We start from the raw sequence: 25,362 nt of genomic DNA on the forward strand, positions 1-25,362 counted from the left end.
TCAGTACTCGTCTTCTTCCCGGATGATTTTGAGGATTTCGTCGGCGGCTTTCGCGTCCCGAAGGGCCTGCCGGAAAAATTTGTCTTTGAGAAGCCGCGACACCTTGGCCAGAGCCTTCAGGTGGTTGCCGGCGGCGTCGATCGGGGCGGTGAGGAGGAACACGATGTGCACCGGTTCTCCGTCCAAGGCGTCGAAATCAATCCCGCGCTTGGAAATGCCCAGGGCGGCGGCCTGTTCGGGCACCGCGGCCGTCTTGCCGTGCGGGATGGCCACGCCCTGGCCGATGCCCGTGGACCCGAGCGCTTCCCGGTCCATCAGGGTCTTGACCATGGCGGACGGGTCCGGCAATTTGCCGGCCTGGGCCAACAAGCGGCACATTTCCTCGAGCGCGTCTTTTTTGGTGCGCGCGGTGAGGTCCACCGAAATCGCGTGGGGCGATAAAATGTCGATCAGCTTCATGGGGGGCGCGTCCTCGGTCGGGGCCGGGCGACTCAGAGATTCGGCTCCAAGAGGCCGTAGGTCCCGTCTTTTCGTCGATAAATCACTTTGAGCGTTTCGCTCTCGTCAAAGAAAAGCAGGAAATCAAATTCGCCGTCGCCCAACTCCTGGGCGGCCCCGGCCACCGACAAAAATTTCGGCGTCACGCGGCTGATGCGCGTGAGCACGGGCTCCCGGGGCGGCACGGGGGCGGCGAACCGGTCGGCGCCGCGCTCCTCGCCGGGCTTGGAACCCCGCCGACCGCGAACGCGGCGGTCTTTTTCGCGGGACAAATGTTTTTGGAGTTTTTCCGCCGCCAAATCGATGGCCGCGTAGAGATCGCCGGCCACTTCCCGGGCGCGAAAATCGTGGTGCCCCTGGGCGTGGACAACCACTTCGGCGCTGTGCCGATGTTTTTCGACGGAAAGAATGACTTGGGCGCGGAGGACGATCTCGAAATGTCGGGCGACCCGTTCCAATTTCTTGCGCGCGTAGTCGGCCAGCGCGGGGGTTAATTCAATGTGCCGGGCCGTGATGTGAATCTGCATGGCGGTCATCCTTCGATAAAAACGGGTATTGAAATCAGCTCACTTTACAATTTCACCCACGGGGTGTCAAATCCGGGCCCCCGCGCGCTTCCGTCTCAATTTGAAACGCCCCGCGCCGCGCGGGAACCGGCCGGTCAAAGATGAAACTTTTCCCCCAGATAAACCCGGCGCGCTTCGGCGGATTGCAAAAGTTCCTGGGCTTTTCCGTGCACCAAAATTTTTCCGGCGTAGATAATGTAGGCGCGGTCGACGATTTCGAGGGTCGCCTGAACGTTGTGATCGGTGATCAGGAGGCCCAGGCCCCGCGTTTTGAGTTCGCCCAGCACCTGCTGAATGTCGTTAACGGCGAGCGGGTCGATGCCGACGAAGGGTTCGTCCAACAGCAGATAGCGGGGATCGGTGGTGAGGGCCCGGGCGATTTCCGTGCGACGTTTTTCACCGCCGGACAGCGTGTGGGCCATCTGCTTCGCCAGCCGGGTCAAACCGAGGTCCGCCAACAACCGGTCGCGCTTCTCGGTCCGTTGGGCCGGCGAAAGCGGCGTGTGCTCCAGGATGGCGTTCAGGTTGTCTTCCACGGAAAGCCGTCGAAAAATGGACGGTTCCTGGGCCAAATACCCGAGCCCCGCCCGGGCCCGGCGGTACATCGGCAAGGCCGACACGTCCCGATCGTCGATGAGGATGCGCCCGCCGTCCGGCCGGACGAGGCCGACGGTCATGTAAAAGCTGGTTGTTTTGCCGGCGCCGTTCGGCCCCAATAGGCCCACGATTTCGCCGGGGTGCACCTCCACGGAAACGCCGTCCACGACGAAACGGGAGCCGTAACTTTTCCGAAGGTCTTCAGCGCGCAGGGCCACGGGTTTTCTTTTTCTCCTTTTTCAATTTGGACTCGACCGCCGCGGTCTTGGCCTCAAACAGCACCCGGGCCATGGCGTTCCGTTCGACCACGAGACGCCGCGTGGCGGGGCGGTAGGTCATGACCTCGCCCGACACGTCGCGGATTTCCCGGCCCAGGGTTTGACGGCAAAAGGGACGGTCCGATTCCGAGGGGGGCATCGTGTTCGAAAACCCCGGCGGCGGACGAAAACCGTCCTCCAAGGTCAACCGGCCCTCCCGCCCGTCAAAAAGAGCTCGTCCGGACCACAATTCCGTGCGCCGGGGACGGGGCGCCGATTCCTCGGAGCGGATGAACACCCCGCCGCCCGCGTCGGCCATGGAAGGCGGGGCGCTGGACTCCGCCACGCCGCCCGACCGATCCTGAAAAAACGTGATGCGTTGGGCTTCCAGTTGGAAGCGCAATTCCTTTTTTCCGTCGGGCAGAACCATCGCCCGCGTCGCCCGGGCCGGCGCGGACACGCCCCACAACGTGCCGGAGGAATTGGAGGTGTCGTAGGCCGCCTCGTCCCCCCAGGCCTCCCAGGTCAAATTTTCGACGGGGTTGTTCCGACTCATGGCCACGTGGCCCCAGGCGCGGGCCACGGTGTTGCCCTCCTCCGTCACCACCCGGTCCGCCGTGAGGCGGTCGCCTTCGCGGGTCAAGGTTACCTCGCCCGTAAATTCCACGGCCCGGCCCCGTTGAAGCACCTGAACTTTTTTGCTCGTGATCACGGTTTTGGGCGGCGGGGCCACGGGCCCCGCGCCGATCGAAACCGCCGGGGTCGGAATCACCACGACCGCCGCCGAGGTGGAGGCCGCCCCGGGCGCCGCCCCGTTCGAAAAGCCGACGGCCGCCGATTCCGCGGCGCGGAGAGGCGCCGCGCCCACGCACAGCGTCAAACACAAAATTCGTTTCATCGGGGACGCAGACGCTTGGCGTCTTCGCCGGCGATCTCGCCCCGCTGGCGGCGGATTTCAATGGTCGACAAATCCCGGGTCGCTTCCCAGCCGACGCCGCGCACCCGGGACCGGCCCCGGGTGATGACGACCGGCGCCGTGGAGACCAACCGGTCGGCCACGCTGTCGAAGCGCATCCATTCGCTTTCCAGCCGGGCGCCCTCCGTGGAGACCAGCACCACGCCGCCCCCGGCCCACAGGTCCCGGGTGGCGGTGTCGAGCCGTCCCCGGGCCGCGGTCACCGACGAACTGGGACGGTTTTTTTCAAAAAAGCGCAGGCGGGGGGCCGCCAATTCCACCCGGTGGTCGTCGTCGTAAATATCCGCCCGGGGAGACCGCAGGGACCAGGACCGCTCCGCCCCCTGGTAGGTGTCCATCACGAAATCGCGAATGACCTGGTCCGGCATCGCCGGAGCGACAACGCCGGAGGGCGCCGCCGGTCCGCCGCAAGCCGCGGCCCCGATCAACGTCAGGGCGGCGAGCGCGGCCGGTCCCCGGGTCACGGGTTGGGCCGACGGCGTGGATTTTCAAATTGGGCGACGACTTCGGCCATCCGCCCTTGGACGGTCAACACCCGGTCCACCACTTCCCGCAGGGCGCCCCGGCCTCCGGCCGCCCGGGTGACCCAGTGGCAGGCTCTCTTGACCTCGGGGTGGGCGTCGGCGGGGCACACCGCCACGCCGGCCCGCCGCAGGGCGGGCAGGTCCACCAAATCGTCCCCCATAAAAAGGGATTCGGCGGCGCTCAATTTCAGCTTGGCCAGAGTTTCCTCCAACGCCAACCCTTTGTGATCGCAATTCTGGTGGAGGACGGCCACGCCGACTTCCTGGGCCCGGTCCGCCACCTGGCGGGATTTCCGCCCCGTGATCCACGCAACGGGATAACGCGCGCCCAACCGCTTTAAAATAAAAAAAGCGATGCGGTCTTTGACGTTCCACACCTTCACTTCTTCGCCGGAGTTCAAAACGATGATGCCGCCGTCGGTCAAAACGCCGTCGACGTCCATGGCGAAAAGCCGGACGCGTTGGAGCCGTTGATTCAGGGAGCCGCCGATTTTTTTATTCCCCAAGGCCTTCCTCCAACAAATCCTTTTCGTCCAGCAGGCCCACGGGACGGCCCCGGCGGTCCACCACGGGGAAATTGTCCAGCCCGAATTGACGGAAGAGCCCCGCCACGGCGGCCGCCAGATCCTCCGGGGCCACGGTGCGGGGCGATCGCGTCATGACCGCGGTCAGGGGGCGGGACAAGATCGAAGGGTCGGAGGGCAACCGGCGTCGCAGATCGCCGTCGGTGAACACCCCGACCAGCCGGCCCCGGCCGTCCACCACCGACGCCGCGCCCACGCGGGTGTTCGTCATCACTTGAAGAGCGTCGGACACTTTCTTGGTTTGGGACACCAGCGGGTTTTCGGCCCCCTTCCGCATCAAATCCTTGACGCGCAACAGGAGACGTTTTCCGAGGGACCCCGCCGGGTGGAGGCGGGCGAAATCCTCCCGGCCGAAGCCGCGCATTTCCATGACCAGAAGCGCCAGCGCGTCGCCCAGGGCGAGCATGGCGGTGGTGGAGGCGGTGGGGGTGATGTTGAAGGGGCAGGCTTCCTCGGGCACCGCGGTGTTGATGATCAAGTCCGCCGCGCGCCCCAAGGCGGAGCGGGGCCGGCCGGTGAGGCCGATCAGGAACACGCCGCGCTCCCGCAGGAACGCCAAAATTTTGTTGAGCTCCTCGGTTTCCCCCGAATGGGAAAGGGCCAGGACGGTGTCCCCCGGGCGGATCATGCCCAGGTCGCCGTGCAGGCTTTCCGTCGGGTGGACGAAGTAGGCGGGGGTGCCGGTCGAGGCCAGGGTCGCGGCGAGCTTCCGCCCGATCAACCCCGATTTGCCGATGCCCATGACCACCACGCGGCCCTTGGTGGCCTTGAGCCGCTGGGCGGCTTTGAAAAAGGAAGCGTCCAAATGGCGCGCCTGGGCGGCCACGGCCCGGGACTCGATGGCCAGGGTGCGCCGGGCGCGGGCGCGCCAGCCGGACGCGTTCATTTTTTGAGCCAGGGGGTCATCTCCGGCGGAATGTCGCGGAGGCGGTAGGGTTCCGGGAGGCGCGAGAGGAAATGATCCACCGCGAAAAACACGATGGTCAACAGGAGGTAAATCACCGCCAGGGTTTTTAGGTGCCAGGCCCAGGTCGGCCGCCAGAGGACCGGCGCGGTTTCGGGAGCGGTTTTGGTTTGTTTCATCGGGACCTCACAGGAACGCGTTGTCGGTGAAACCCCGCCGTTTGACGAGGCGGTCCAGGGCTTGAAGGCGCCGCAACAGCTCCGGCACGTGGCGCAGGCGGACGGCGTTGGGTCCGTCGGACAGGGCCTTTTCCGGCTCGGGGTGGACTTCCATGAACACGGCGGCCACGCCCACGGCCACCGCGGCCCGGGCCAGGGGGAAGATGAATTCCCGTTGCCCGCCGCTCGCCTTGCCCTGCCCGCCCGGCAACTGCACGGAGTGCGTGGCGTCGAAAACGATGGGCACGCCGTAGCCTTTCATGACTTCCAGGCTGCGCATGTCCACCACCAAATTGTTGTAACCGAAGGTCGCGCCCCGCTCGGTGAGCATCAGGCGTTCGCCGCCCGCGGCCCTGGCCTTTTCGACGATGTTGGCGGCTTCCCAGGGGGAAAGGAACTGGCCTTTTTTCACGTTCACGACCCGGCCGGACTTGATGGCGCCGACGACCAGGTCCGTCTGCCGGCAGAGGAAGGCGGGGATCTGCAGGACGTCCACCACGGCGGCCACGGGCGCGATGTCTTCCATGGCGTGAATGTCGGTCAGGACCGGGACGCCCAATTCCCGTTTGACCCGGGCCAAAATTTCCAGGCCTTCGCGCACGCCCACGCCCCGGTAGGAGCCGATGGAGGAGCGGTTGGCCTTGTCGTAGGAGCACTTGAAAATAAAGGGGATGCGGAGCTTGGCGGCGGTCTCCTTGAGGCTCTTGGCCACCCGGAGGGTCAGCTCTTCGGATTCGATGACGCAGGGGCCCGCGATCAGCGCCAACGGGCGATCGTTGGCGAGGCGAAGGGGGCCGATGGAAACGACGTTGGTGGAAACCATGGTGGAGCGGACTATTCTACATAAAAAAGACACGCCCCCGCCGGGTTTCCCTGGCGGGGGCGTGCTTGAACAAGAGGCGAAAATTACGCCGGTCGAACGTTAGCGGCCTGGAGCCCTTTGGGGCCTTTGGTCACTTCCAATTCCACCGCCTGCCCGTCATTCAAGGACTTGTAACCGTCGCCCTGAATGGCCGAGAAGTGGACGAACACGTCCTCTTGGCCGCCTTCCGGGGTGATGAAACCGAACCCCTTGGAGGCGTTGAACCATTTCACGATGCCTTTCACTGAAACATCACCATCCCATGCAAGATAGATTGCGAAGCGTCTTCCACAGCGAACCGCACATACAAAAAAACCGCGAGCCGCACTTTCCGACCCACGGGTTCACGATGGTGTCCCACTGAGAGGTACCGGAAGCCAATCTTCAACTCTTACGGGACTCAGTATGGCATGTTTCCCGAAATAAGGGAAGGATTATTTACGTGCTATTGGTTTCTATCTGGCCCCGTTCCCATCCACGCACCCAAATGGACTCGGGCGGGCGAGCCCCTTGAACGCGCCCAAAATTCCGCGCTGTCCGTCCGGGCGAAAGAACCCTGAGCGACAATGGCAACCTTCGATAAACGGTCCGCTGTGTTTCTTCGAAGCTTCTCTTCCCGGACGTGACTTGAGAACGCTCCGTTGCTGGGGAGAACGTCAAGGGCGCCTGATCCATTCCAGGGACGAAGAACCCAGGGGGTCCGTCCCATTGAAAAAACCCAATGAGCGGGATATATATATTTATGGTCAAGAAGCGACCCCAAAACGACATAAAAACGCGGGGGCAATCGGCATGGATCATGCTGGTGTTTCTTCTATTGGTGACCGCCTTTCCGCTCCTCCTAAAAATTCGAACCGAGTCTCAAAAACAATCCTATAAATCGGAAGTTTACGACCAAATGGCGGGCAATTTCGCCCAAGGGGCGGTGGAATTGGCCCACGCCTGGTTTCGAAAACAGGGTCCGGAGCGGGTGGCTTCGATGGATGACCCCGTCGCCTACCCCTATCCCGACGCCGCTTTCTATCCGCGGGTGAGTTCCGCCACCGCGGCCTGTTGCACCTTGGACGAAAGCATCGGGCTGGTGGAGGAACAACTGGTCGATTCCGTCAAAAACCTATGGGTCCGGCTTGAGGCGCGCCGACAGTCAACGGACCCGTCCTCTTCCACCCGGGACCCCCTGGCGGTGCATGACATCACCGCCCTGCGTTACCCGGGGCACGCCAACGGCGAAGGGAAAGCCTGGGAAATCACAGGGATCGCCACCATTTTTGTTCGCTTGTCGACGGCCGTCCCCTACGATTGTTATCCGAACCGAAAAGTGTCGAACGCAAAAGCCTACGGAGAGATCCGCTTTTTAAACCTTCAATTGCCCGCGCCCGCCGCCATCTGGTCCAACGACATAAGCCGCGTGACCGGAAAGGGGGTGGTCCGGGGGGTCTCCGGAATCGGGATCGCCGGATCGACCGGCTCCTTGGCGATGGCGTCCGACCGGGTGTCGGGAACCCCGCCGACGATGATCGTCAATGCCACGGTCACGGTGGAAAGCGTGCTGGGGGTTTCGGCCGCGGAGTTCAAAGAGTTGGCCTGGTCCCGCAACGTGATGGGGGCCGAATTCTCCACCACCAGCGGGTATCGGGAAGGAGTGAGCGACCTTTGCAACAACAAGGCCGTCTACACGACGTGCAAATTCGGATTGGGCGGAAGCGCCGGCACGCAGGGCCGCGATTCCATGAGCGTTGTTGAACTCGTGGAGTCCGACTCCGACCTCAACATCGGCGGAATGATGTCGATGGTCGACACTTTGCAATCCGGCCTTTTCATTTGGAACAGCTCGAAAACCTTGACCTTGTCCCAATACTTCAGCCTGACGGGAGCGGTTGTTTTAACCGGCGGCGGCTCGCTCGTGGTCGATGAGGCCACCAACACCTTGTCGGTTTCCTACGACCCCGACAGGGTTCAGGACATATTCGAAAAAGCCTGCGGATATCTTCTCCTGCCCACGAGCGAACGGAGGATTTACAATGACTCGAACTAACCGGCGGGGCGTGACGTTGCTGGAGATCATGATGGTCATTGCCGTCTTCTCTCTCGCGGCGGTGAGTTTGGCCAAGGGGATTGCGCGGTTCATGGTCATGCAGGAAGCCGACAATCTCCGGCAACGGGCGCAGGAACGCTGCCAATCCATGATCAGCGAGATGAAACAGCTGAGTTTAAATAGCCTGAACAATTCGGACGACACCGTTTTGTTTTCCGCCTATGTCAAGCTTCGAAACGATGCCACCCTCAGCGCCTACGACGATGGCGGCACACGGAAATTGTTCCTGTCGTTGTCCCAATCCTATTTCCCCGAAAGCCCCCCCAGCTCGAACAAAGGGCTTCGGATGGAGCGATTGGTTAAAATCACCAAAGTGCCGGACCAAGACGCGTGGAAATGCGTCGTGACGATCTACAAAACCGGGACCGATGAGGTTCTCGCCCAGTCGTCGATTGTCCTCCGATCCAATTATTCATCGCCCAAGAGCATCCAAGCGCCCACCTACCTTTTCCTTAACCCCTCCGTGATGAGCCCCGTCTTAAACAGCAACGCCAGCGCCTCGCTTATATCCCACAATTCGATGCTGAGCACCCATCGGGGAGTGATCGGCAATCGAGACGAGATCCGGACCTTGGCTTTTGGCCGGGACCGGTTCTACCGCCCCTACGGCTGGATTCAGGCCAATCCCTCCTATGGGATCTACGTTTACGACGAACAATCCACCAACTATCCAGGAAGCGGCATGCTCTACAACACCGACACCGTCACGGGATCCTCCCCCACCAGCGATATCTTTCGCACGCACGCGACGGAGTTCAACCACGCTCAGCGTTACCCGCAGGAACTCTTGTCCTACGACGCTTTAAAAGTTTACGAATCCACGGCGCCGGATCGATACGCGGAGTCCATCCGGATTCTGATGGAAAAGATGATCCAGGGGAGCACCGCCTACAAGCACCGGGTGCTGCTCTTTCCCCCGGGCGGCCTGATGCCGGCCCCCCCGCTTCGCAACTTTTCGGACGCCGCCAAGAACCCGGCCACCCAACCCAACATGCGGGCCGTGGTCCATCCCGAGAACTTGCGGATCGCCTCCGGCCAGGCCGCCAACTTGCGGGTATACACCTACCCCATGATGCCCAGCGTGTTCGCCGCCACCGCGGCGATCCCCGCCGTGACCGTGCTGGTCAAATACCCCGTCTCCACCGCGGGGGTCACGGTGCGTTACATGGTCGGCAGCAGCACGACCGCGTACTCCTGGATCGACGCCGTGAACGGCGCTCATTACACCATCAGCAGTTCCGCGGCGGGATTGAAAATCGTGCTCTACAACAGCCCCCTCCATTGCGGCCTCCACGCCGTCAGCGGGACCGGCTTGGACCCCAGCCGCTGGCTCCACGGGTTGGAGTATATTCCGTGCGTGGTGGGGACGGCCGGCCTGCCCTACGCCTTTGTCGAAGGCAACAAGGATTTGTCGACGGCCGGAGCGGGGGCGTCCAAAAACACCGCCCGCTGGGTGATCGGTCTGCCGGCGGGGGCCCTGCCCGACGGGGAACACACCATTGAAACCCGGCTGGGAAACCAGACCGCCACCGGCGCCATCCCCAACGACCCCGAAAACCTCTCGACCACGTACCTTTGGGTGGGCGTGACGCCGCCCCGCACGGAACAGTTCCAGTTGGTGGGCGACCCCCGGCACATGCCCTACGCCGACGTGAAAAGCAACCACGGCTACAACCGCTACTACGTTCAGGTGCCCGCCGGGGATTACGAGGGGTTTTCCTACACGTGGACCGGCTGGTCCACCACCAACCCCGTGTACAACAGCGGCTCAACCTCCGCCGGGCTCGTGTCCCTCGACGTTCCCCGGGCCATGCAACTCTGGCGGGAGGCGCTCCTCAATTCAAACGCGGTCTTTTCCTTTTCCGGAGACCCCAAAGAAGGGATGACCCCCAGTTACATTTCCATGGGCGGTGAAATTTCCGGAGCCGGCCTCTTGGAAGGCAATATATGGATCTCCACCATCCCTTCCGGTTGGTATCGCACCGCATCGGAATACATGAATTCGACCGTGGGAGCGGCCTACGGTCGGCAACAGACCCATCAACGCGTCATCGCGAAGGCGAACAACTCCTGGGTGTCCCGGCCGGATCTTGGCGAATTGTGCCCCGACAGCAATTTCGCCTCTTGGAAAATCATCGGCAACTTGTCCCGCGGGGCCGCGACTCAGTTTTACCGGGCCAAATACAGCGTCTTTTACTCGACGTTGGGTTTTTCGGCTCCCGTTGATTTCGACAAAAAAGTGGCGGGGTATGGCCTGGGGCTGCTGCTCAACGGCAACGCCTCGGGGGCGGGAGACAACTTCGCCTATCAGACCTACAACACCGCGAACGTCCCCCTGACCGAAACGGCCGAGGGGCAAGAGATGGCGAACGCCTTCAAGCTGCCCAAAATCTCCTCCGGGGGAGCGTCCATCCTTTCAATCGACCACACGGGCACCCCGCCCACCGGGTACGACCTGCCCGAATACGCGGCCAATCGCAACCGACTCACGCTGGAAACCTGGCTTTCCCACCCCAGCGGACCCGCGGTGGGCCTGGTGAAGGTGCAAGACCCCACCAACGTCAACCGCGTCGGCTGGGTGGTGGTCAACGGCGCGCGAGGCTACGAGTTTCAACTTCGCAACAATGCCCAGTTTCTGATTCCCGGAGCGGGCGCTCTTTGGGCCTTTTACCGGGCGGGAGAACCCGCCGTCGCGGCCGGGGCGCGGGCGGTGCATTTTCCTCTGGTGCGTTGGGTCACGCCGGACGGCATTACCGCCTACAAAAACCCGTCGACCATCTCCCTCGATTGGGCCGTGGATTGGAAACGGTTCGACAACAAACCCTACAACAACCAATATCCGGATCCTTACGCCCCGGCCGATTCACCTCTCTTCAACATCACCTACCACAAGGAAGTGCCCCCGTCGGCCGCCCGAACCTATTTTCATGCGGGAGGGGTTTTCATCCGCGACTACGTCCTTGACTATTTTGAGCCTCCGGACTTCCCGGCCGATCCCGTGTATGCCCGGACATCCCCCTACACCTGGGATGTGTCCGCTCTGCCCGCCGGCTCCTATCAAGTCGTGGTCCGGGCCTTTTTTCCGGGCCGTCGAATGTATTCTTCCGACACGATGAAAGTCGTCATCGACCGGTGAGGGGATGGGAAATTCCGGACCCCCCGATGCGTCCTCGTAAAAAGAAGGGTTCTTCGACCGGCTGGACCTTGGTGGAAATCATCGTCGCCTCGGCGGTTTTCGCGATCCTCCTCGTGGGGTTTGCGAAAGCCTACCACCACCTCCGCCAAGTCATGGCCCTGGGGGACGCCGTGGAACAAATGAAATTGAGGTCCGACGGAATCGACGAAGTGTTTCAGGCGGTGGCGCCTTCGAGCATCCGCCTCTTTTCCCAAGACCCGGGCAGTTTCCCCTTCTTTTCCCGCCTCAGCGCACCGCCCCCCCTGACCGGTTGGCAGGCCCCCAACGTTGACGGGTCCTCGTCGGGCAACGTATTCCTGGTCCTTGCAAGATGGAAAGCGTTGGACGTTGTCGTGGGGACAGAAACGGTTCGGATCGACTTGGTTCGCTTCCATTACATTTTCCCCTCCTACGGCGAGGGAATCATGCTGGGAACAAACACCTTTCGGGAACTCCACTATTGGGAAAGCAAACCCTACGCCAACCTAAACAACATCAACGTCATTCTGTCCCCCGCGTTAAAGTCGAGCGTCGTTTCGTATCTTTATTCCACCAGGGGCATTTTCTACGCCATGGACATCGGGGCCATAAATCCCAACGAAGCCTTTTTTTCCTTGTCCGCGGGCGGCGCGGTTGCCAGCGACCCGGCGCACACAATTCCACAGGACCGGCTCGTCAACTTGACCCGGGGAGGGGGGGTGGAACGCGGCAGCTACCGCATCGGTCTGGCCCCGAACATTTTATTCAGCGCGGGTCTCCTCCACACCGTACCCCGTTACAATGCCGCCAGCGGGGATTTTCCATCCGGCTTTGAAGTCGTCTTTCGAAGGACAAACACCCAAAGACGAGACGTCGTCGTCCGCTGCGTTCTTCTCGCCAAGGGGGCTTTTCCAAAACCGCGCACCTACGAGCTGGCCTCGCAATTCGCCGTCCGCGACGTGTGGTGATGGGGGACGACGCCCCCCGGAATCCCGGATGGCCCCCCCCGAGGAGCCTCGAGTCGGACTTCTTCGCCCCCAACGCCCGCCACAAACAATTCAAGCAGGGCCATCGCGGGCCCCGGGGGGATCGCCGCGGCCGGGGATCGGCGGGTCAATCCCGGGTGACTTTATAGAGCGCGAATTGCGGGCCGTCTTTTTTGTGGTAGTAGAGGGTTTTCCCGTCGGAGCTTAGCGTGGGGGCTTCGACAAATCCCGTGACCGGGGCCAGAACTTCGGGCGTCCCGAAGGGCTCGTTGACCGTCCTCCGTCGGGCTCGAAGGATCGAGGTGTGAAGGTCTTTCAAACGAAGCCGGGTGAAGAAGAGCTCCAGCCCGTCGGGAGAGATGGAGGGGGCGTATTCCAGGTCCGGCGTGTTGACGTTGCGCAGAATCGCGTCGGTGTCGGATAAAAGCAAGAACCGGCCATCGGCGCCCTTCCCGGCGATCTTGATGTCCGAGAGGCTCGGCATGCCCTTGTCCATCTTGGGGAAAAAAGCGTCGGAACAATACACCGTGTTCCCGTCCTCGCTCACTTCCACGTCCATGGTGACCCAATGGAGCTTCCCGCGGGAGAAATTCCCCAGCACCGGGGAAATGTCCGTCAGGACTTCCTTCGTGAAATTCCCGCTATAGATGGTCAGGAAGCTGTTGGCGTAATCCCTCGTGGTGGTGAAATAGAACCGGTGGTTCCGGTCCATGCTGGCCACGCCGTCCAAAACGGGCGGCGGCCGGTTGGCGCCCTTCACCGGGCCCACGAACCGAAACCCGCCCTCGGGCGTGCGCCGGGCGTAGAACAGGTCCGTTTTCTCCCCCGGGTCGTTGGAGTTGTTGAAGAACAGGTATTTGTCGTCGTGGGAGAGGAAGGGCTCCATCAGGTTCCCGTCGTATCCCAAGATGGGAACCTTTTGCGGATGGGAAAACTCCATGGTCGTCTTTTCCGGCGGGAAGCCGGCGGCCGCGGGGGTCGCCGCGGCGGCGGCCGTTCCGGAAGGCTCCCGTCCAAAGAGTTTCTGGTTCAGCTCCGTGAGCGTGTAGCCTTGATAGATGTCCCCAACGAAAGCGATGTTCAGCTGAAACCCCGTGTCCTTCTTTCGTCCCACCATGATCCAGGGCGGAAGGCCGATGCCCAGGAAGGCGTTGCGAATCCATTGGTAGGAATAGACCGTCGTGTTATCGATGGTGTTCCGCGCCACGTTCTCCGGCTCGCCCAGGACGGTCTTCACTTCCTCGGGCGTGGTCTCCCCCACCTTAAGCTCGTTGACCTGGTTGATGTCCACCTTGTGGCCGGTGGAAACGATGGCGCAGGCCGGGAGGATCAGCGCCAGGCCCAGAGACAACAACGTTCGCAACATGGACGGTTTCATTTTTATTTCCTCGCGAGAAAGTGCAAAACAAAATTTAAATTCAATCGATCAGTATACTGTCCCTGCTATTTCATGTAAATCTAATTCGTGGGCCTCCCCGGCCCACACCCGGCCGTTGAAATCTTTTTAACCAACAACCAAATCCCCAGGCGCTCCGAATCAGCGGGCATGCCGCGCCTTTACACAAACAGGCACCGTGCCTAGCGGCACAGCCCCAGGTGTCCGGAGCTCTGCGACGGGCCGCCCTGGACCCAGGGAACCAAAATCGTGGGGCTCCCCCGGCCCACGCCCGGCACCAACATCCCAGGCGCTCCGCCCTGGACCCGGGTGACTTCTCTTTTTGCTTGTCCAAAAAGAGAAGTCACCAAGAGAAAAAGACCCCCCAGACGGCCTGCGCGCGGTCTTTTTGCCGGGCCTGCGGAACTCGCCCCGTCAAAAGCCCGTGACGGGGCTCAAACAGTCCTCGGCCACCGCGGCGGCAAAAAGCCCGTGCTCGTTTCGCCTCAAGGGGCCCCCGAATTCAAAAACGGAAACGGCAAGCTTTGCTTTTGGGTTTAGGCTTATGCCTATGCCTCTAAAAACCCCCTTGAGGCGTTATGAGCACGACGTTTTGGCCGCAGCGGCGTGGCCCGTTGTGCCGCCGATAGGCCCTTGAGGCGTGCCGGCCCTGGTTTGGCGGCGGCAGCCGACAAGGGACCGGGGCCGGTGTTTGGCCCACGTGAGGGCCACCGGCCAAAACGGCGCGCGCAAGCCGCCTGGGGGCGGTTTTCTTTTGCCTACTTTTCTTTGGGCGGCCAAAGAAAAGTAGGTTGCTGCCGGGCAACCCCCGGCGACTTTAGATTTCGGGGGCCAAGGCGATACCTTGACAATTGATTTTCGGTGCGGGGCGCGCAGCCCCGCGACCTTTCTTGAAATTATTAGGATGATTTTTTTAATATCCCAGACAAGACACCATCGGCGACTTTCTTCTAATGTTCCTTTATTGACTATTGATTTTTCAATGGAGATAGAATCGGACTCCGACGTTAAATTCCACTCCATTCGTTTCTGTTTTTTGACCAAGAAGTAGAGGAGATTCTGTTGCCTCGAAACTTGAACCAATATAACCGATGGCCCCCGATAGAGTCACTCGATCGGAAACTGGCAAACGCACGTTAAGGGCAAGGGCACCATACGACTGTTCAACATCTTGGATCGCTGAAGACCCTGAATTTAAAGCTCTTGAATCTCCGGTTTGAGCTCCACCACCTAAATTAATGCCAATAGAAGGGAATCTATCGGGATTTCCTGAATACTCTTGTGCCATTGCGGTGGAAGCTATCATCATGGAACCCAAGAAAATACCCGCGATCGCAAGCTTATTCATTTGGTTTCTCCTTTTGTCTACCCGTTGGCGATTAATTGCCTAAACTGTGTCGATTTCAGGCAATATCTCATGCAACCAAAGATGCCCCCCAGATATTAAGGATCCGAACAATCCCTCGTATACCCGCAGTTCTGACAAACAATCTTGCACTTCTTGGCCACCGCCGTCCCCCCGCACACCACGCAGGTGGAAATATCCCGGGGATCAATCGTCGGGCCCCCCGAAGCGGGCGACGCGGGCGCCGGCGGACGCGCCCAATCCCTCATCCGCGCAAACCTTTCATCATGTCCATGGCCGCCTTCGCCGCCTCCTTCTTCGCGTCGCCCAAGGCGTCGTTCAAAAGTTCCACCAGGGCCTTCTCCAAAACTTCTTTCTGCCCGGGCGCGGCCAGAGCGCCGTCGATTTCGACGGCGGACACGCGCTGGTTGCCCGTCACCTTCGCCCGGAGTTTTCCCCCCAGGGCGGTGCGTTCGATCTTGATGTCTTCCAGGCGGCGCTCGGCCTCCTTGGCCATTTTCTGCATGTCCATCAACTGCTTCATTTTTTCAAACAAGGGATGTCTCCTTGGGAGTTTGAGGGGATAAATCCAGGGGCACGGCCTCGCCCCAGGCCACTCGTTCGCGGCTGACCTTGGCGCGATAAACCAGGATATCGACGCCCAAATCCGCGGCCCGGCGGAGGGCGGCGCCGTATTCCGGGTCGATGTCGTCGGCGGGGCGGAAGACCTTGCCTTCGGGGCGCTGGACGACGAAGAGCATGGCGGCCCGGTCGCCCTTGGCCAGGGCGCCGCAGAGTTCCTCCAAATGTTTTTTGCCCCGCTCGGTCACGGCATCGGGAAAGCGGAGTTCTTCCCCCTGGAGCATGCTGACGTTTTTGATTTCCACCCAACACCGGCCCGGGGGGCCTTCCAACAAAAGGTCAATGCGGCTGTTGACGCCCAGGCGCACCTCGCGCTTGACCTCGGTGTAGCTGATGAACTCCGGGATTTGGCCGTATTTGATGGCCAGGGCGGCCAGTCCGTTGGGAACGCCCGTGTTGACCCCGACCCAGCCGGCGTCCATTCGGATCATTTCCCAGGTGTAGCGGTGTTTGCGGCCCGGATCGGGGTGGTAGCTCAAGGCCACCGGGCGGCCGATCTCGCAACAACTCTTCATGCTCCCGGTGTTGGGGCAGAGGGCGGTGATCATTTTGCCGGAATCCAACTTTACGTCCGCCAAAAAGCGCTTGTAGCGCTTGAGCAAAATCCCCGTCGTCAGCGGCGGCGAAAAAACTACTTGAGCTTCCATAATCGGCGGAGCTCCTCGTTGATGTCGTCCACGTCCTGGGGGGCCAGTTGGCGGCCGGGCTTCCGGGGCTTGGGCGCCCCGGCTCCGGCGGCTAGGAAATCCCGGCAACGCATCACCTTGGCTCCGGCGGCTTTGACCCAGCGCTCGATGGCCCGGTCGTCGGTAACCACCACCACGTCCCGGGGGTTTTGACGCTCGTCCACCAGGCTTTTTAAAAGAGGGTCGGCCTCGCCGTCGGAATAGATCACCCGGGTGGGCCCGCCCCAGCGGGGGCCGCTCACGTCGGCCCGGCCGTCGAAAATCACGATCACCTCGGCGTTGCCCTGGGGCCGGCGGTCCTCCACGAAACGAAGCAGGCGGTCCCGCTGGTCCCGCAGAGGGCCCGTGGCCATCCAGTCCACGCTTCGGATCACGTTGTAGCCGTCCAGAAAATAGGCGGTCACGGGCGCCCGAGCTTCCGGCCGACCCGCCGCTCGACGCTGGCCACTTTGGATTTCAGGCGGCCCCGGGCGCCCCGGCGCGCGTCCACCTTGATCGTCAGGGCCAGCCGGGGGCAGTCCCGGCGCATGCGCTCGTAGCACTTGCGGACCACGGCGAAGACCTCGTCCCACTCGCCTTCCAGGATCGTGCCCATGGAATGAAGCTCGTAGGGCACCCCGCTTCTGTCGATGATTTCCAGGGACCGGGCCACGTAGCGCCCGACGCTTTGACCTTTGCCGATGGGAAACAGGCTGAATTCCAGGAGGACCATGGGGAACATGATACGCCTTCCACAATCCGACGTAAACCCGCCGGGCGGGGATTCCCCCGGACGGGGATTCCCCCGCAGGGGGCCCCCCCGGCGGGGGTTCCCGTCGGGGTCCCAAGGTGTTATCATCAAACCCCATGAAGTGGGCCTCCGCCATCTCCCAGCAGGTGCGATTGGAATCGGCGCTCAAGGAATGCGCCGAGGGCGTCCGCACGCAGTTGGGCGAATCCCCGGTGGATTTCGCCGCCCTCTTCGTCTCCGATAATTTCGCCGGGCGTTACGAGGAAGCCCATCTCCTTCTGGCCGACCGGCTGGCCGCCAAAACCCTGATCGGGGCGAGCGGCGGCGGCGTGATCGGCGACGGGCAGGAAGTGGAGCACCGCCCCGCCGTGAGCCTCGTCGCGGCGCGCCTGCCCAAAGTGCGCATCCGCCCTTTCTCAGTCCAGGACGAAGACCTGCCGGATCTGGACGCCTCCCCCCGGGCCTGGGAATCGATCGTCGGCGTGCGCGCGGGCGAAGACCCCCAGTTCATCGTGTTGGCCGACCCCTTTTCCATCCGCTCCGACAATTTTATTTTGGGATTGGACTACGCCTTCCCCAAGTCCGCCAAAATCGGCGGTCTGGCCTCGGGCGCTTCCGAACCCGGGCGAAACGCCCTTTACCTCAACAACCTCTGCCTGCGCTCCGGGCTGGTGGGCGTCTCCCTCTCCGGCGACATTCAAGTGGAGACCGTCGTGGCCCAGGGGTGCCGCCCCATCGGCAAACCCTTCCACATCACCGAATGCAACGACAACGTCCTGGCCGCCCTGGACGGCAAGCCGCCCCTTCAGGCCCTTCAAGATTTGTTCCAAAGCCTGCCGGAACGGGACCGCCAACTTCTCCGCCAGTCCCTCTTTTTGGGCATCGCCATGAACTCGACCAAAGGGGAACCCGTGGCCGGGGACTTCTTGGTGCGGAACATCATCGGGGTCGACAACGAACGGGGTCTCCTGGCCATCGGCGCGCCCCTTCGGGTGGGCCAGGTGGTGCAGTTCCATTTGAGAGACGCCCAATCCTCGGCCGACGATTTGAAGCAGGTCTTTGACCGCGTGGGCCCCGTCCGGGCCGAGACCCGCGGGGCTTTCCTTTTTTCCTGCGTGGGCCGCGGCCAATCCCTTTACGGACGGCCCCACCACGACTCTCGTTTTTTCCAACAGCAAGTCGGCCCCGTTCCCCTGGGAGGCCTTTTTTGCAACGGCGAAATCGGGCCCGTGGGAGGCACGACCTACCTGCACGGCTACACCAGTTGCTTCGGGCTTTTCCGCCCCAAACCATGACGCGAACGCTTCTCGCTATACTTCTGGTCTTCGGCGCGGCCTTCCCGGCCGGCGCCGCGTCGCCCGGCCCGAAAACCCCGGTCGCCGCCCCCGCCGTTCCGGAAGACCCGCCCCCCTCGCCCTCCACCCCCCGGGAGGCCATGGACGCCCTGATCGACGAAGGCCTGCGGGGCATCTACAACCTGGACTACGCCGGTTCGAAAAAAGCCTTCGCGACCCTCAAACAAGATTTCCCCGACCACCCCATCGGCCTCTACGGGCTGACCACCGCCCTCTGGTGGGAGCTCACCAACGACTACGACGAAGACAACCCGGTGCTGGAAAAGGAATTCCTCGCCACGGCCGACGAGACCATCGCCTTCGCCCGGAAACAATTGAAGAAGGGCGACCCCACCGGGGAAATCCGCCTGTGCCTGGGCGGGGCCCTGGGGTTGAAAGGCCGGTGGGACGCCATTCAAGGCCATTGGCTGGCGGCCTACAAAAGCGGAAAGAAAGCCTTCGACGTCCAGGACGAAGCCATCAAGTCGAACCCCGAACTCTACGACGCGTACTTGGGCGTTGGCATCTTTCACTACTACGTGGCGGTCCTGCCCGCCGCGGTTAAAATTTTCGCCCGGATGATCTTCGGCGGGTCCAAAGCCCAGGGGCTTCGGGAGATCAACCTGGCCAAGGACAAGGGCCGCTTTTCCCGAACGGCCGCGCTCCTCTTCCTGGTCAACCTCTACGTCAACAACGAAAAAGACCCCGCCAAGGCTCTGGCGTTGCTCCGCGAAGGGCGGAAGGAATTCCCGAACAGCCCCTTCTTCCATTTTGCCGAACTATTGATTTTGGACGAGGCCCGGGACTGGTCGGCCCTTCGGATCGGCGCCCAGGACTTTTTGGCCCGGATTCGCCGGGCGGAGGGCAACTACGGAAAAGGCCGGGAACACATGGGGCTCTTCGCCCTGGGAAATTCCTACCTGATCGAAGGGGACGTGGGGCGCGCCCTGGACATTTACGAGGACGTGCTGGCCAACCACCATCAACAGGACCGTTGGATCTCCCTCACGTATCTGCACCGGGGCATGGCCTACGACCTTCGAGGGCGGCGGGACCTGGCCGTGGCCGACTACAACACCGTTTTGGATCGACGCGACGTGTGGGAACTTCACGACAAAGCCCGGGCGTTGCTGAAACACCCGTACCAAGCCCCCCGAAAAAAACATTGAACAAAAAATTCGGCCCCATCGCCCGGGGGGTAGGCGCCCTTTGGATCGCCGCCTGCCTCGCCGCCATGGCCCTCACGGTTCGCTACCTGAAAGGGGCCGTGCGGAACGCCTTTGTCCTCCAATCGGCGGGGGTGTCCCAACAGGCCCAGGCCAATCTACAGGAACTCCTGGACCGGCACACCCGGGACCTGGGCGAACTCGCCCAGGAGCTGGGGGACGCCCCGCCCGTCGGACAACGGGATTTCGAGGACCGGGCGGCCCGCGTTCTCCCCGAAAACCCCGCCTTCGCCGCCTTGAATTTCATCAATCGGGACTTCATCCTCACCTGGGGCTTTCCGTACGCCGCCAACCGCGCCGCCGAGGGGTTGGACCTCAAAACCCATTTCGCGGGGCTGGCCGCGGCCCGCCGGGCCATCGAGCGGCACGGTCCGGCGGCCTCCGGGTTGGTGGACCTCCTTCAGGGGGAATCGGGGGTGCTGGTCTACGCCCCCATCTTTGAAGGAGACACCTGGCGGGGATTGATCGAGGGCGCTCTTCAAATTCCACGGTTCGCCGCGCGGGTGATTGCGCCGCTCTTCGGCCCCCGGTTCCGGTTTATGATCATCGATGAACGACGGGGCGAGGAACTGTATTCCAATTTACGGGACGCCGACCGCGCCCGAACCCCGGCCTACGACGCCTATTTCACGCTGACGGTGGCGGACCGGATCTGGTGGGTCGTTTTGCACCCCGCGGCGCCGCCGCCGACCCTGGCGCTCGTGGTCGCGGCCCTGATGGGGGAGTTGGCCGTGGGCGCGGGGGTTTTGACTTTGGCCTGGAGGCGAAAATGGGATTGAAAAAGTGGGGTTGCGCGGCGTTGATTTGGGCGGCGGGGGTTTCGCTCGCCGGGGCGGAGCCCTTCGACGTTCCCGTGCCCGGACGGGCGGAGAAGGATCCCCTCCTGCTTCAGGGCGATTTCACCGCGCCCCGGACGGCCAACGCGCCCGTCCTCGTGTGCCTTCACGGACTCGGAAGCACCCGGGCCGAATGGCAGCCCCTGATCGACGCCGCCCGGAAAAAAGGCTGGGGCGCCTACGCCTACGACGCCCGGGGCCACGGACGCAGCCAGAGCACCCTGGCCGGAGACACCATCGCTTACGACAGCCGCCGGGACCGGACGCCCGCTTTTTGGAACGCCATGCCCGGGGACTTGGCCCGGGTGCTGGAAGCCTTGGAAAAACAAAAGAACGTGACGCCCCGACAGCGGGTCCTGGTGGGCGCCAGCCTGGGCGCCAACGTTTGCTTGTTGGCCGCGGGCTCCTCCCCCTCCGCCGGGGCGATTGCCCTGTCGCCGGGGATCGAATACGCCGGATTGAATGTCGAAGGCGTGATGGCCGGATTGCCGGTGCCGGCCCTTTTGGTTTCGGCCCGAACGGATTTGTACGCCCACGCCAGCGCCGAACGGCTCTTGTCCCTGGCAGGGCGGCCGGGGTTTGTGGGCTGGACGGCCCTGGACCGCGGAACCGCCCGGGGAGACCACGGGACGCAACTCTTCGACGGGAAGTTGGAAGAACGGCTGTTGGATTGGATCGCGGGCGTGACGAAGACGGCTCAGCCGCGAACGACCAAGTCGCCCACGCCCAAACGCTGAAGTCGGGCCGCGGTTTCGGCCCGGAGGGCGATGCCCTCCACGCTTTTCCCTTGAACCAAAACGCGGAACGCCCCGCCGAAGGCGCCGGGGTGGATCAACTGCCGCACTTCCCGCCCCCGACGTCCCCCGTCCGACAAATCCTCCACCGCTTTTTTTAGGACCGCCTCCCCGGCGGCGATCCAGTACGGGCCCTGATCGGCGTAGACCAAGGGCCGGAATCCCTCCGCCGCGCCCAGGCGCGCCAGCCGGGTGAAATCCACGTGGGCCGTGATGTCCCGTTCGCCGATGCCTTCCAGGGGCGTCTCGGTCAACCGGTGTTTTGAAAAACTCCGCAGGGTTCCCCGGGGCCGGTGCGGCGCGTACACCTCGGCCGCCGACCCGCCGTAATCCGCCGTCCACAAAAATCCCCGGGCCAAAATTCGTCCCACCCCCTCCATCGTGTCCGCGGCCACCAGGCAAATTTCGCCCTCCTGACCGTCGGTCAATTGGACGCCGCCTTGGGCCAGGGCCGCCGCCAACCGCGGCGTGGACGGGTCACCGGGCTCCTCCACCAAACGCCCGTCTTTTTCCGTCACGTAAAGCTCCGCCAAACAATCCCCCACTTGCCGCACGCGGTGAACGGGAAGCGCGTCGAAAAATTCGTTGGAATACACGCAGCCTTCCACCCCGGCGATGTGCTCCAGGTCGTCCAGGGACGCGTGCAGGTGAATGTGCGGGTAGCGGGACAGCCGCTTGCGGGCGGCGGCCCGGGCGGCGGGGCTCGCCTCGATCAAGTGAAGGGAGGCCGATCGATGGCGGCCCCGGCTTTCCAATTCACGGAAAATCCCCTCGGCCAGGGCGCCGTCGTTGCCGCCCAGTTCCACCAAGGTGAACCGCTCCGACCCCAGGGCGTCCCACATCTCGCAAAATTGGTGGGCCAACAGTTCGGCGTACAGCGGCACCTGCACGTTGGTGATGAAATCCCCGGACCGCCCCGTTCGGCCGGGACCCGCGGTGTAGTAGCCGCCCCGGGGGTGGGTGAGGGCCCAGGCCATGAATTCGCTGAAGGGCACGCGGCCCCGGCGGCGGATTTCCTCCCGGACGGTTTGGTCCAGGGAAATCAAGGGAAGACCTCGAATCCCAAAGGCTGCGACCCGGGCCGAAGGAAATCTTCCCTCACGCGGCCGCCTCGAGCGCCGAGGCGATTTCGTCCCGGACCGTGGCGTCGGTTTCCACGCGCCCGGCGTGGTCCAGCGCGCGGCGGGCGGCGGCGCCGCCCGACCGGAGGGCCCAGGCCGCGTGGCCCCGGGCCACGGGGTCGGCGTCGCGGTTCAACACGTCGGTCAACTCCGGCATCAACTCCCGCACCCAGCCGCCGTTGGCGGCCGCCAGGCAGGCGTTCCGAACAAGCCCCGCTCGTTTGGCCCGAAGCAGGGAGGTGCCGGCAAACCTTTTCTTAAAAGCCTCGTTGGTCCGAAGGCCCAAAACTTCCCGCAGGGAAAGCCAGGCGCCGGGGCCCCGGTCGGGGCGAAATTCCGGCCATTGGGCCTCCAGGGCCCGGGCGTTGTAGGGGCAGGCGTCCTGGCACAGGTCGCAACCGAAGAGCCATTCCCCGAGACGCGCGCGGAGACGGCGCTCGATGGGGCCCCGGTTCTCGATGGTGTGGTAGGCGATGCAAAGACGGGCGTCCAGGGAGTATTCGTTGTTCAGGGCCCCGGTGGGGCAGGCGTCGGCGCAGTGACGGCATTCCCCGCAGCCCTGGGGCACCGATGGGTCCGGGGGGAGTTCCAAATTGACGAGGAGGTCCGCCAAAAATAAAAAGGATCCCACCCCCGGGCGGATCAGGTTCGTGTTCTTTCCCACGAACCCCAACCCCGCGCGGCGGGCGAAGGCCCGCTCCAGGAGCGGCTCGATGTCCACGGCGGGACGGGCCGTGACGCCCGGACCGTAACGCCGAACCAGCTCCCCGCGGAATTTTTCCAGCCGGTCCTGGATGGCGGCGTGGTAATCGAGGCCCCAGGCGTACCGGGCCACCCGGCCGGCCGGTTCCGCCGGTCGGGGCGGGAGCGCCTCGCCCGCGTAGGGGACGCCCAGGCTGATCAACGTGCGGGCCCCGGCCAGGAGGTTCGATGGATTCCCCCGCCGGGCCGGTTCCCGGGACAGCCAGGCCATCCCGGCGGCCTTGCCTTCGGCCACCCAGCGTTCCAAAAACGCGGCGTCGTCCGCCGCGGGGTGGATGGCGGTGAAGGCCGCAAAGGGAAAACCGAGGTCCGCCGCGAGGGCTTTGACCTCCGGGCCGGACGCCGGGGCCGTCATGAACGCGGGCGGGGCGCCCGTTCGGGGAAGTTGGTGGCCGCGGCGTGGACGCCCAGGGAGGACAACCGCCGAAGTTCGGCCGTTTCGTTGGCCGTCCAGGTTCCGACGAACCATCCGTGGCGGCGGGCCGTCGCCATCAAGGCGCGATCGATCAAGGTGTGTTTGGGGAAAATGGCGTCGGCCCCCAGGGCGGCCATCCGCCGGGCCAGGCCCGGAAGGGGATCGGAAAAAAGAAGTCCCGTGCGCAGGGCGGGGCACAACTTTTTGACGGTCCGGACCGCCCGGGGGTCGAAGGAAATGACGGTGGTTCGATCCAGCATCCGGCCCGCGGAGAGGATTTCGACGACGGCGCCGGGCAGGCGGCGGGGGCTGTCCGGCGACCTTTTGATTTCAACGATCAGTTTCAAGGGCCGGCCCGCGCGGGTCTTTTTCCCACGGGCCCAGCGAACCAAATCCCCCAGGCGCCAGAGCCTTTCATTCGTGAACCGGGGGCCGAACCGGGCCCCGGCGTTGAGTTTTCGAAGCTGCGTCCAGGAACGCGTCCGGACCGGGCCGCGACCGCTGGTCGTTCGATCCAGGGTGCCGTCGTGCAGAACGATGGTTTCCCCGTCTTTGGAGCGATGGACGTCGCACTCCACGGCGTCGGCGCCCAGGCGAAGGGCCGTTTCAAAAGACGCGCGGGTGTTTTCGGGCGCGTGGCCCATGGCGCCCCGGTGGCCGACGATCCACATCCGTTCTTTTTTCACGGGAATTGGTAAAGCGCGACGTATATGGCCACACCGGTCACCGAGACGTACATCCAGACGGGCCACGTCCAGCGGGCCCAGGCCCGGTGGCGGTCGAACCGTTCCCGCATTGCCAAAACCAAGGTGGTCAAAACCAGGGGCACCACGGCGGCGGCCAGGACCGTGTGGGAAATCAGGAGAAGGAAATAGAGCGGGCGCCAAAAACCCGCGCCTTCAAACCGCACATGGCCCACCCGGGCGTGGTGGACCAAATAGCCGATCAGAAAAAGGGTGGAACTTAGCAAGGCCCCGGCCATGCAGGCGCGGTGGGCGGCGGTGTTCTTCTTTCGAACGAAGAGGAATCCGGCGGTGAGGAGAGCGGCGCTGACGGCGTTGAAACCGGCGTTGATGGTCGGGAGGAGGGGCGCGGTCACGCCGCCTCTCCGCCGCGGCGAATCAGCGACAGGGAGAACCCGAAGGTCAAGGCGGCGAAGAGGGCGTTGACGCCGAAGCACACCCAGAGAGACGCCCCGCCCGCGTCCGGGAAAAAGCCCCGGTGCAGGGCCGCCACGCTGTAGCTCATGGGGTTGATCGCCATGAGGACCTTGAGCCACCCCGGCGCCCCGGAAGCGGGGAACACCGCGCCCGACAGAAACCACAGAGGCATGAGGAAGAGGTTCATGATGGCGTGGAACCCCTGGACCGAATCGGTCTTCAAGGCGATGATCAGGCCCAGCCCCGTGAGGCCGAAGGACATCAGAAGCAGCATGGCCGACGAAATCAGAAAACCGGCGAATCCCAAGGGAACGTGCAGAATCGGCAGGAGGGCCATAAAAAGCGCCGCTTGGAAAAAGGCCAGCAGGGTGCCGCCCAGCATTTTTCCGGCCACGACGGCCCCCCGGGGCGCCGGCGACACCAGCACGGCCTGAAGGAAACCGGCCTGGCGGTCGTCGATCACCGACATGGTGGAAAAAATCGCCGTGAACAGACACACCAGGGCCATGGTGCCCGGCAGGAAGTACTGCATGTAACTCACGCCCCCCGCCGCGCCCATGGGCACGCGGAAGCTGCCGCCCAGCCCCGCGCCCAAAAAGAACCAAAACATAAGCGGCGTCATCAGGGCGCCGATCAACCGGTTCCGTTGACGGAAAAAGCGGACCATTTCCCGTTCCACCAAGGTCCCGGTGGC

28 protein-coding genes are annotated in these 25,362 nt (G+C 63.3%); 7 read left to right on the forward strand and 21 right to left on the reverse strand.

The genetic code is table 11. The features are described from left to right. The 10 genes from IPP68_06395 to IPP68_06440 all read right to left on the reverse strand — a co-directional run bounded on the left by IPP68_06395 (position 1) and on the right by IPP68_06440 (position 6,231). On the reverse strand, positions 1-459 hold the full coding sequence (locus IPP68_06395; protein MBL0349985.1) for a PTS sugar transporter subunit IIA: 459 nt from the start codon (positions 457-459) through the stop codon (positions 1-3). Positions 460-491: 32 nt separating this feature from the next. Further along, positions 492-1,025: a ribosome-associated translation inhibitor RaiA gene (gene raiA, locus IPP68_06400; GenBank protein ID MBL0349986.1), complete on the reverse strand. Its 534-nt coding sequence runs from the start codon at positions 1,023-1,025 to the stop codon at positions 492-494. A 134-nt stretch (positions 1,026-1,159) separates the two neighbouring features. Beyond that, positions 1,160-1,879 (reverse strand): LPS export ABC transporter ATP-binding protein, encoded by a 720-nt coding sequence (lptB, locus tag IPP68_06405; GenBank protein MBL0349987.1) that lies wholly within the window; start codon positions 1,877-1,879, stop codon positions 1,160-1,162. Continuing rightward, positions 1,863-2,816 (reverse strand): hypothetical protein, encoded by a 954-nt coding sequence (locus IPP68_06410; protein ID MBL0349988.1) that lies wholly within the window; start codon positions 2,814-2,816, stop codon positions 1,863-1,865. The genes lptB and IPP68_06410 overlap by 17 nt, the downstream gene beginning before the upstream one ends. Further along, entirely contained in the window at positions 2,813-3,358 is a 546-nt protein-coding gene (gene lptC / locus IPP68_06415) for an LPS export ABC transporter periplasmic protein LptC (protein ID MBL0349989.1), read from the reverse strand. Before lptC ends, IPP68_06410 begins: the two co-directional genes overlap by 4 nt. After that, the gene (locus IPP68_06420) at positions 3,355-3,924 is read right to left on the reverse strand and encodes an HAD hydrolase family protein (GenBank protein MBL0349990.1); all 570 of its coding nucleotides are present in this window, start codon (positions 3,922-3,924) and stop codon (positions 3,355-3,357) included. The genes lptC and IPP68_06420 overlap by 4 nt, the downstream gene beginning before the upstream one ends. Further along, positions 3,914-4,888 carry a KpsF/GutQ family sugar-phosphate isomerase gene (locus tag IPP68_06425; protein MBL0349991.1) on the reverse strand — a complete coding sequence of 325 codons (975 nt, stop codon included), beginning with the start codon at positions 4,886-4,888 and terminating at the stop codon, positions 3,914-3,916. Before IPP68_06425 ends, IPP68_06420 begins: the two co-directional genes overlap by 11 nt. Continuing rightward, positions 4,885-5,085, reverse strand: a complete 201-nt coding sequence (locus IPP68_06430) for a hypothetical protein (protein MBL0349992.1) — start codon at positions 5,083-5,085, stop codon at positions 4,885-4,887. Before IPP68_06430 ends, IPP68_06425 begins: the two co-directional genes overlap by 4 nt. A 7-nt stretch (positions 5,086-5,092) precedes the next feature. Beyond that, a complete protein-coding gene (gene kdsA, locus IPP68_06435; GenBank protein MBL0349993.1) occupies positions 5,093-5,947 on the reverse strand; it encodes a 3-deoxy-8-phosphooctulonate synthase in 855 nt (284 codons plus the stop codon). A gap of 83 nt (positions 5,948-6,030) precedes the next feature. Next, positions 6,031-6,231 (reverse strand): cold-shock protein, encoded by a 201-nt coding sequence (locus tag IPP68_06440; GenBank protein ID MBL0349994.1) that lies wholly within the window; start codon positions 6,229-6,231, stop codon positions 6,031-6,033. A gap of 497 nt (positions 6,232-6,728) precedes the next feature. On the opposite strand from IPP68_06440, the gene IPP68_06445 reads away from it, so the two are divergent. Genes IPP68_06445 through IPP68_06455 form a run of 3 tightly spaced genes read left to right on the forward strand, consistent with a single transcriptional unit; the run spans position 6,729 to position 12,203 of the window. Beyond that, positions 6,729-8,021, forward strand: coding sequence for a hypothetical protein (locus tag IPP68_06445; protein MBL0349995.1), 1,293 nt, complete (start codon positions 6,729-6,731; stop codon positions 8,019-8,021). Then, on the forward strand, positions 8,008-11,217 hold the full coding sequence (locus tag IPP68_06450) for a type II secretion system protein (GenBank protein ID MBL0349996.1): 3,210 nt from the start codon (positions 8,008-8,010) through the stop codon (positions 11,215-11,217). Before IPP68_06445 ends, IPP68_06450 begins: the two co-directional genes overlap by 14 nt. A 26-nt stretch (positions 11,218-11,243) precedes the next feature. Beyond that, complete coding sequence (locus IPP68_06455; protein MBL0349997.1) at positions 11,244-12,203, forward strand: hypothetical protein; 960 nt, start codon at positions 11,244-11,246, stop codon at positions 12,201-12,203. Positions 12,204-12,348: 145 nt separating this feature from the next. Here IPP68_06455 and IPP68_06460 read toward each other — a convergent pair whose 3' ends face one another. From IPP68_06460 to IPP68_06485, 6 genes are all read right to left on the reverse strand, one after another. Further along, positions 12,349-13,599, reverse strand: coding sequence for a PD40 domain-containing protein (locus tag IPP68_06460; GenBank protein ID MBL0349998.1), 1,251 nt, complete (start codon positions 13,597-13,599; stop codon positions 12,349-12,351). Positions 13,600-14,596: 997 nt separating this feature from the next. Beyond that, positions 14,597-14,965 (reverse strand): hypothetical protein, encoded by a 369-nt coding sequence (locus tag IPP68_06465; GenBank protein MBL0349999.1) that lies wholly within the window; start codon positions 14,963-14,965, stop codon positions 14,597-14,599. Between the two features lie 262 nt (positions 14,966-15,227). Next, complete coding sequence (locus tag IPP68_06470; GenBank protein ID MBL0350000.1) at positions 15,228-15,518, reverse strand: YbaB/EbfC family nucleoid-associated protein; 291 nt, start codon at positions 15,516-15,518, stop codon at positions 15,228-15,230. Next, entirely contained in the window at positions 15,511-16,251 is a 741-nt protein-coding gene (gene sfsA / locus IPP68_06475; GenBank protein MBL0350001.1) for a DNA/RNA nuclease SfsA, read from the reverse strand. The genes IPP68_06470 and sfsA overlap by 8 nt, the downstream gene beginning before the upstream one ends. After that, positions 16,236-16,694, reverse strand: a complete 459-nt coding sequence (locus IPP68_06480) for an NYN domain-containing protein (protein ID MBL0350002.1) — start codon at positions 16,692-16,694, stop codon at positions 16,236-16,238. The genes sfsA and IPP68_06480 overlap by 16 nt, the downstream gene beginning before the upstream one ends. Continuing rightward, positions 16,691-17,002 carry an MTH1187 family thiamine-binding protein gene (locus tag IPP68_06485; protein MBL0350003.1) on the reverse strand — a complete coding sequence of 104 codons (312 nt, stop codon included), beginning with the start codon at positions 17,000-17,002 and terminating at the stop codon, positions 16,691-16,693. The genes IPP68_06480 and IPP68_06485 overlap by 4 nt, the downstream gene beginning before the upstream one ends. 134 nt (positions 17,003-17,136) lie before the next feature. On the opposite strand from IPP68_06485, the gene IPP68_06490 reads away from it, so the two are divergent. The 4 genes from IPP68_06490 to IPP68_06505 are packed head-to-tail and all read left to right on the forward strand — an operon-like array spanning position 17,137 to position 21,153. Further along, positions 17,137-18,315 carry an FIST C-terminal domain-containing protein gene (locus IPP68_06490; protein ID MBL0350004.1) on the forward strand — a complete coding sequence of 393 codons (1,179 nt, stop codon included), beginning with the start codon at positions 17,137-17,139 and terminating at the stop codon, positions 18,313-18,315. Next, positions 18,312-19,523 (forward strand): hypothetical protein, encoded by a 1,212-nt coding sequence (locus IPP68_06495; protein MBL0350005.1) that lies wholly within the window; start codon positions 18,312-18,314, stop codon positions 19,521-19,523. Before IPP68_06490 ends, IPP68_06495 begins: the two co-directional genes overlap by 4 nt. Continuing rightward, the gene (locus IPP68_06500) at positions 19,520-20,359 is read left to right on the forward strand and encodes a CHASE domain-containing protein (GenBank protein ID MBL0350006.1); all 840 of its coding nucleotides are present in this window, start codon (positions 19,520-19,522) and stop codon (positions 20,357-20,359) included. Before IPP68_06495 ends, IPP68_06500 begins: the two co-directional genes overlap by 4 nt. Next, entirely contained in the window at positions 20,350-21,153 is an 804-nt protein-coding gene (locus IPP68_06505) for an alpha/beta fold hydrolase (GenBank protein MBL0350007.1), read from the forward strand. The genes IPP68_06500 and IPP68_06505 overlap by 10 nt, the downstream gene beginning before the upstream one ends. Here the strand turns inward: IPP68_06505 and IPP68_06510 are convergent. Genes IPP68_06510 through IPP68_06530 form a run of 5 tightly spaced genes read right to left on the reverse strand, consistent with a single transcriptional unit; the run spans position 21,114 to position 25,335 of the window. After that, a complete protein-coding gene (locus IPP68_06510) occupies positions 21,114-22,256 on the reverse strand; it encodes an SAM-dependent methyltransferase (protein MBL0350008.1) in 1,143 nt (380 codons plus the stop codon). The two genes, IPP68_06505 and IPP68_06510, sit on opposite strands and share 40 nt — an antisense overlap. A gap of 52 nt (positions 22,257-22,308) precedes the next feature. Further along, positions 22,309-23,448, reverse strand: coding sequence for a tRNA epoxyqueuosine(34) reductase QueG (gene queG / locus IPP68_06515; protein ID MBL0350009.1), 1,140 nt, complete (start codon positions 23,446-23,448; stop codon positions 22,309-22,311). After that, positions 23,445-24,194: a hypothetical protein gene (locus IPP68_06520; GenBank protein MBL0350010.1), complete on the reverse strand. Its 750-nt coding sequence runs from the start codon at positions 24,192-24,194 to the stop codon at positions 23,445-23,447. The genes queG and IPP68_06520 overlap by 4 nt, the downstream gene beginning before the upstream one ends. Beyond that, a complete protein-coding gene (locus IPP68_06525) occupies positions 24,191-24,607 on the reverse strand; it encodes a DUF420 domain-containing protein (protein MBL0350011.1) in 417 nt (138 codons plus the stop codon). Before IPP68_06525 ends, IPP68_06520 begins: the two co-directional genes overlap by 4 nt. After that, complete coding sequence (locus IPP68_06530) at positions 24,604-25,335, reverse strand: ABC transporter permease (GenBank protein MBL0350012.1); 732 nt, start codon at positions 25,333-25,335, stop codon at positions 24,604-24,606. The genes IPP68_06525 and IPP68_06530 overlap by 4 nt, the downstream gene beginning before the upstream one ends. Positions 25,336-25,362: the final 27 nt, after the last annotated feature.

This window comes from Elusimicrobiota bacterium, assembly GCA_016722575.1.
Taxonomy (GTDB): Bacteria; Elusimicrobiota; Elusimicrobia; order FEN-1173; family FEN-1173; genus JADKIY01.

What these genes read in the sequence shown, in the direction of transcription:
- IPP68_06395 (MBL0349985.1), bottom strand. Translation starts at nt 459, where the DNA reads ATGAAGCTGATCGACATTTTATCGCCCCACGCGATTTCGGTGGACCTC.
- raiA (MBL0349986.1), bottom strand. Translation starts at nt 1,025, where the DNA reads ATGCAGATTCACATCACGGCCCGGCACATTGAATTAACCCCCGCGCTG.
- IPP68_06410 (MBL0349988.1), bottom strand. Translation starts at nt 2,816, where the DNA reads ATGAAACGAATTTTGTGTTTGACGCTGTGCGTGGGCGCGGCGCCTCTC.
- IPP68_06425 (MBL0349991.1), bottom strand. Translation starts at nt 4,888, where the DNA reads ATGAACGCGTCCGGCTGGCGCGCCCGCGCCCGGCGCACCCTGGCCATC.
- IPP68_06430 (MBL0349992.1), bottom strand. Translation starts at nt 5,085, where the DNA reads ATGAAACAAACCAAAACCGCTCCCGAAACCGCGCCGGTCCTCTGGCGG.
- kdsA (MBL0349993.1), bottom strand. Translation starts at nt 5,947, where the DNA reads ATGGTTTCCACCAACGTCGTTTCCATCGGCCCCCTTCGCCTCGCCAAC.
- IPP68_06445 (MBL0349995.1), top strand. Translation starts at nt 6,729, where the DNA reads ATGGTCAAGAAGCGACCCCAAAACGACATAAAAACGCGGGGGCAATCG.
- IPP68_06450 (MBL0349996.1), top strand. Translation starts at nt 8,008, where the DNA reads ATGACTCGAACTAACCGGCGGGGCGTGACGTTGCTGGAGATCATGATG.
- IPP68_06455 (MBL0349997.1), top strand. Translation starts at nt 11,244, where the DNA reads ATGCGTCCTCGTAAAAAGAAGGGTTCTTCGACCGGCTGGACCTTGGTG.
- IPP68_06460 (MBL0349998.1), bottom strand. Translation starts at nt 13,599, where the DNA reads ATGAAACCGTCCATGTTGCGAACGTTGTTGTCTCTGGGCCTGGCGCTG.
- IPP68_06465 (MBL0349999.1), bottom strand. Translation starts at nt 14,965, where the DNA reads ATGAATAAGCTTGCGATCGCGGGTATTTTCTTGGGTTCCATGATGATA.
- sfsA (MBL0350001.1), bottom strand. Translation starts at nt 16,251, where the DNA reads ATGGAAGCTCAAGTAGTTTTTTCGCCGCCGCTGACGACGGGGATTTTG.
- IPP68_06485 (MBL0350003.1), bottom strand. Translation starts at nt 17,002, where the DNA reads ATGGTCCTCCTGGAATTCAGCCTGTTTCCCATCGGCAAAGGTCAAAGC.
- IPP68_06490 (MBL0350004.1), top strand. Translation starts at nt 17,137, where the DNA reads ATGAAGTGGGCCTCCGCCATCTCCCAGCAGGTGCGATTGGAATCGGCG.
- IPP68_06495 (MBL0350005.1), top strand. Translation starts at nt 18,312, where the DNA reads ATGACGCGAACGCTTCTCGCTATACTTCTGGTCTTCGGCGCGGCCTTC.
- IPP68_06505 (MBL0350007.1), top strand. Translation starts at nt 20,350, where the DNA reads ATGGGATTGAAAAAGTGGGGTTGCGCGGCGTTGATTTGGGCGGCGGGG.
- queG (MBL0350009.1), bottom strand. Translation starts at nt 23,448, where the DNA reads ATGACGGCCCCGGCGTCCGGCCCGGAGGTCAAAGCCCTCGCGGCGGAC.
- IPP68_06530 (MBL0350012.1), bottom strand. Translation starts at nt 25,335, where the DNA reads ATGGTCCGCTTTTTCCGTCAACGGAACCGGTTGATCGGCGCCCTGATG.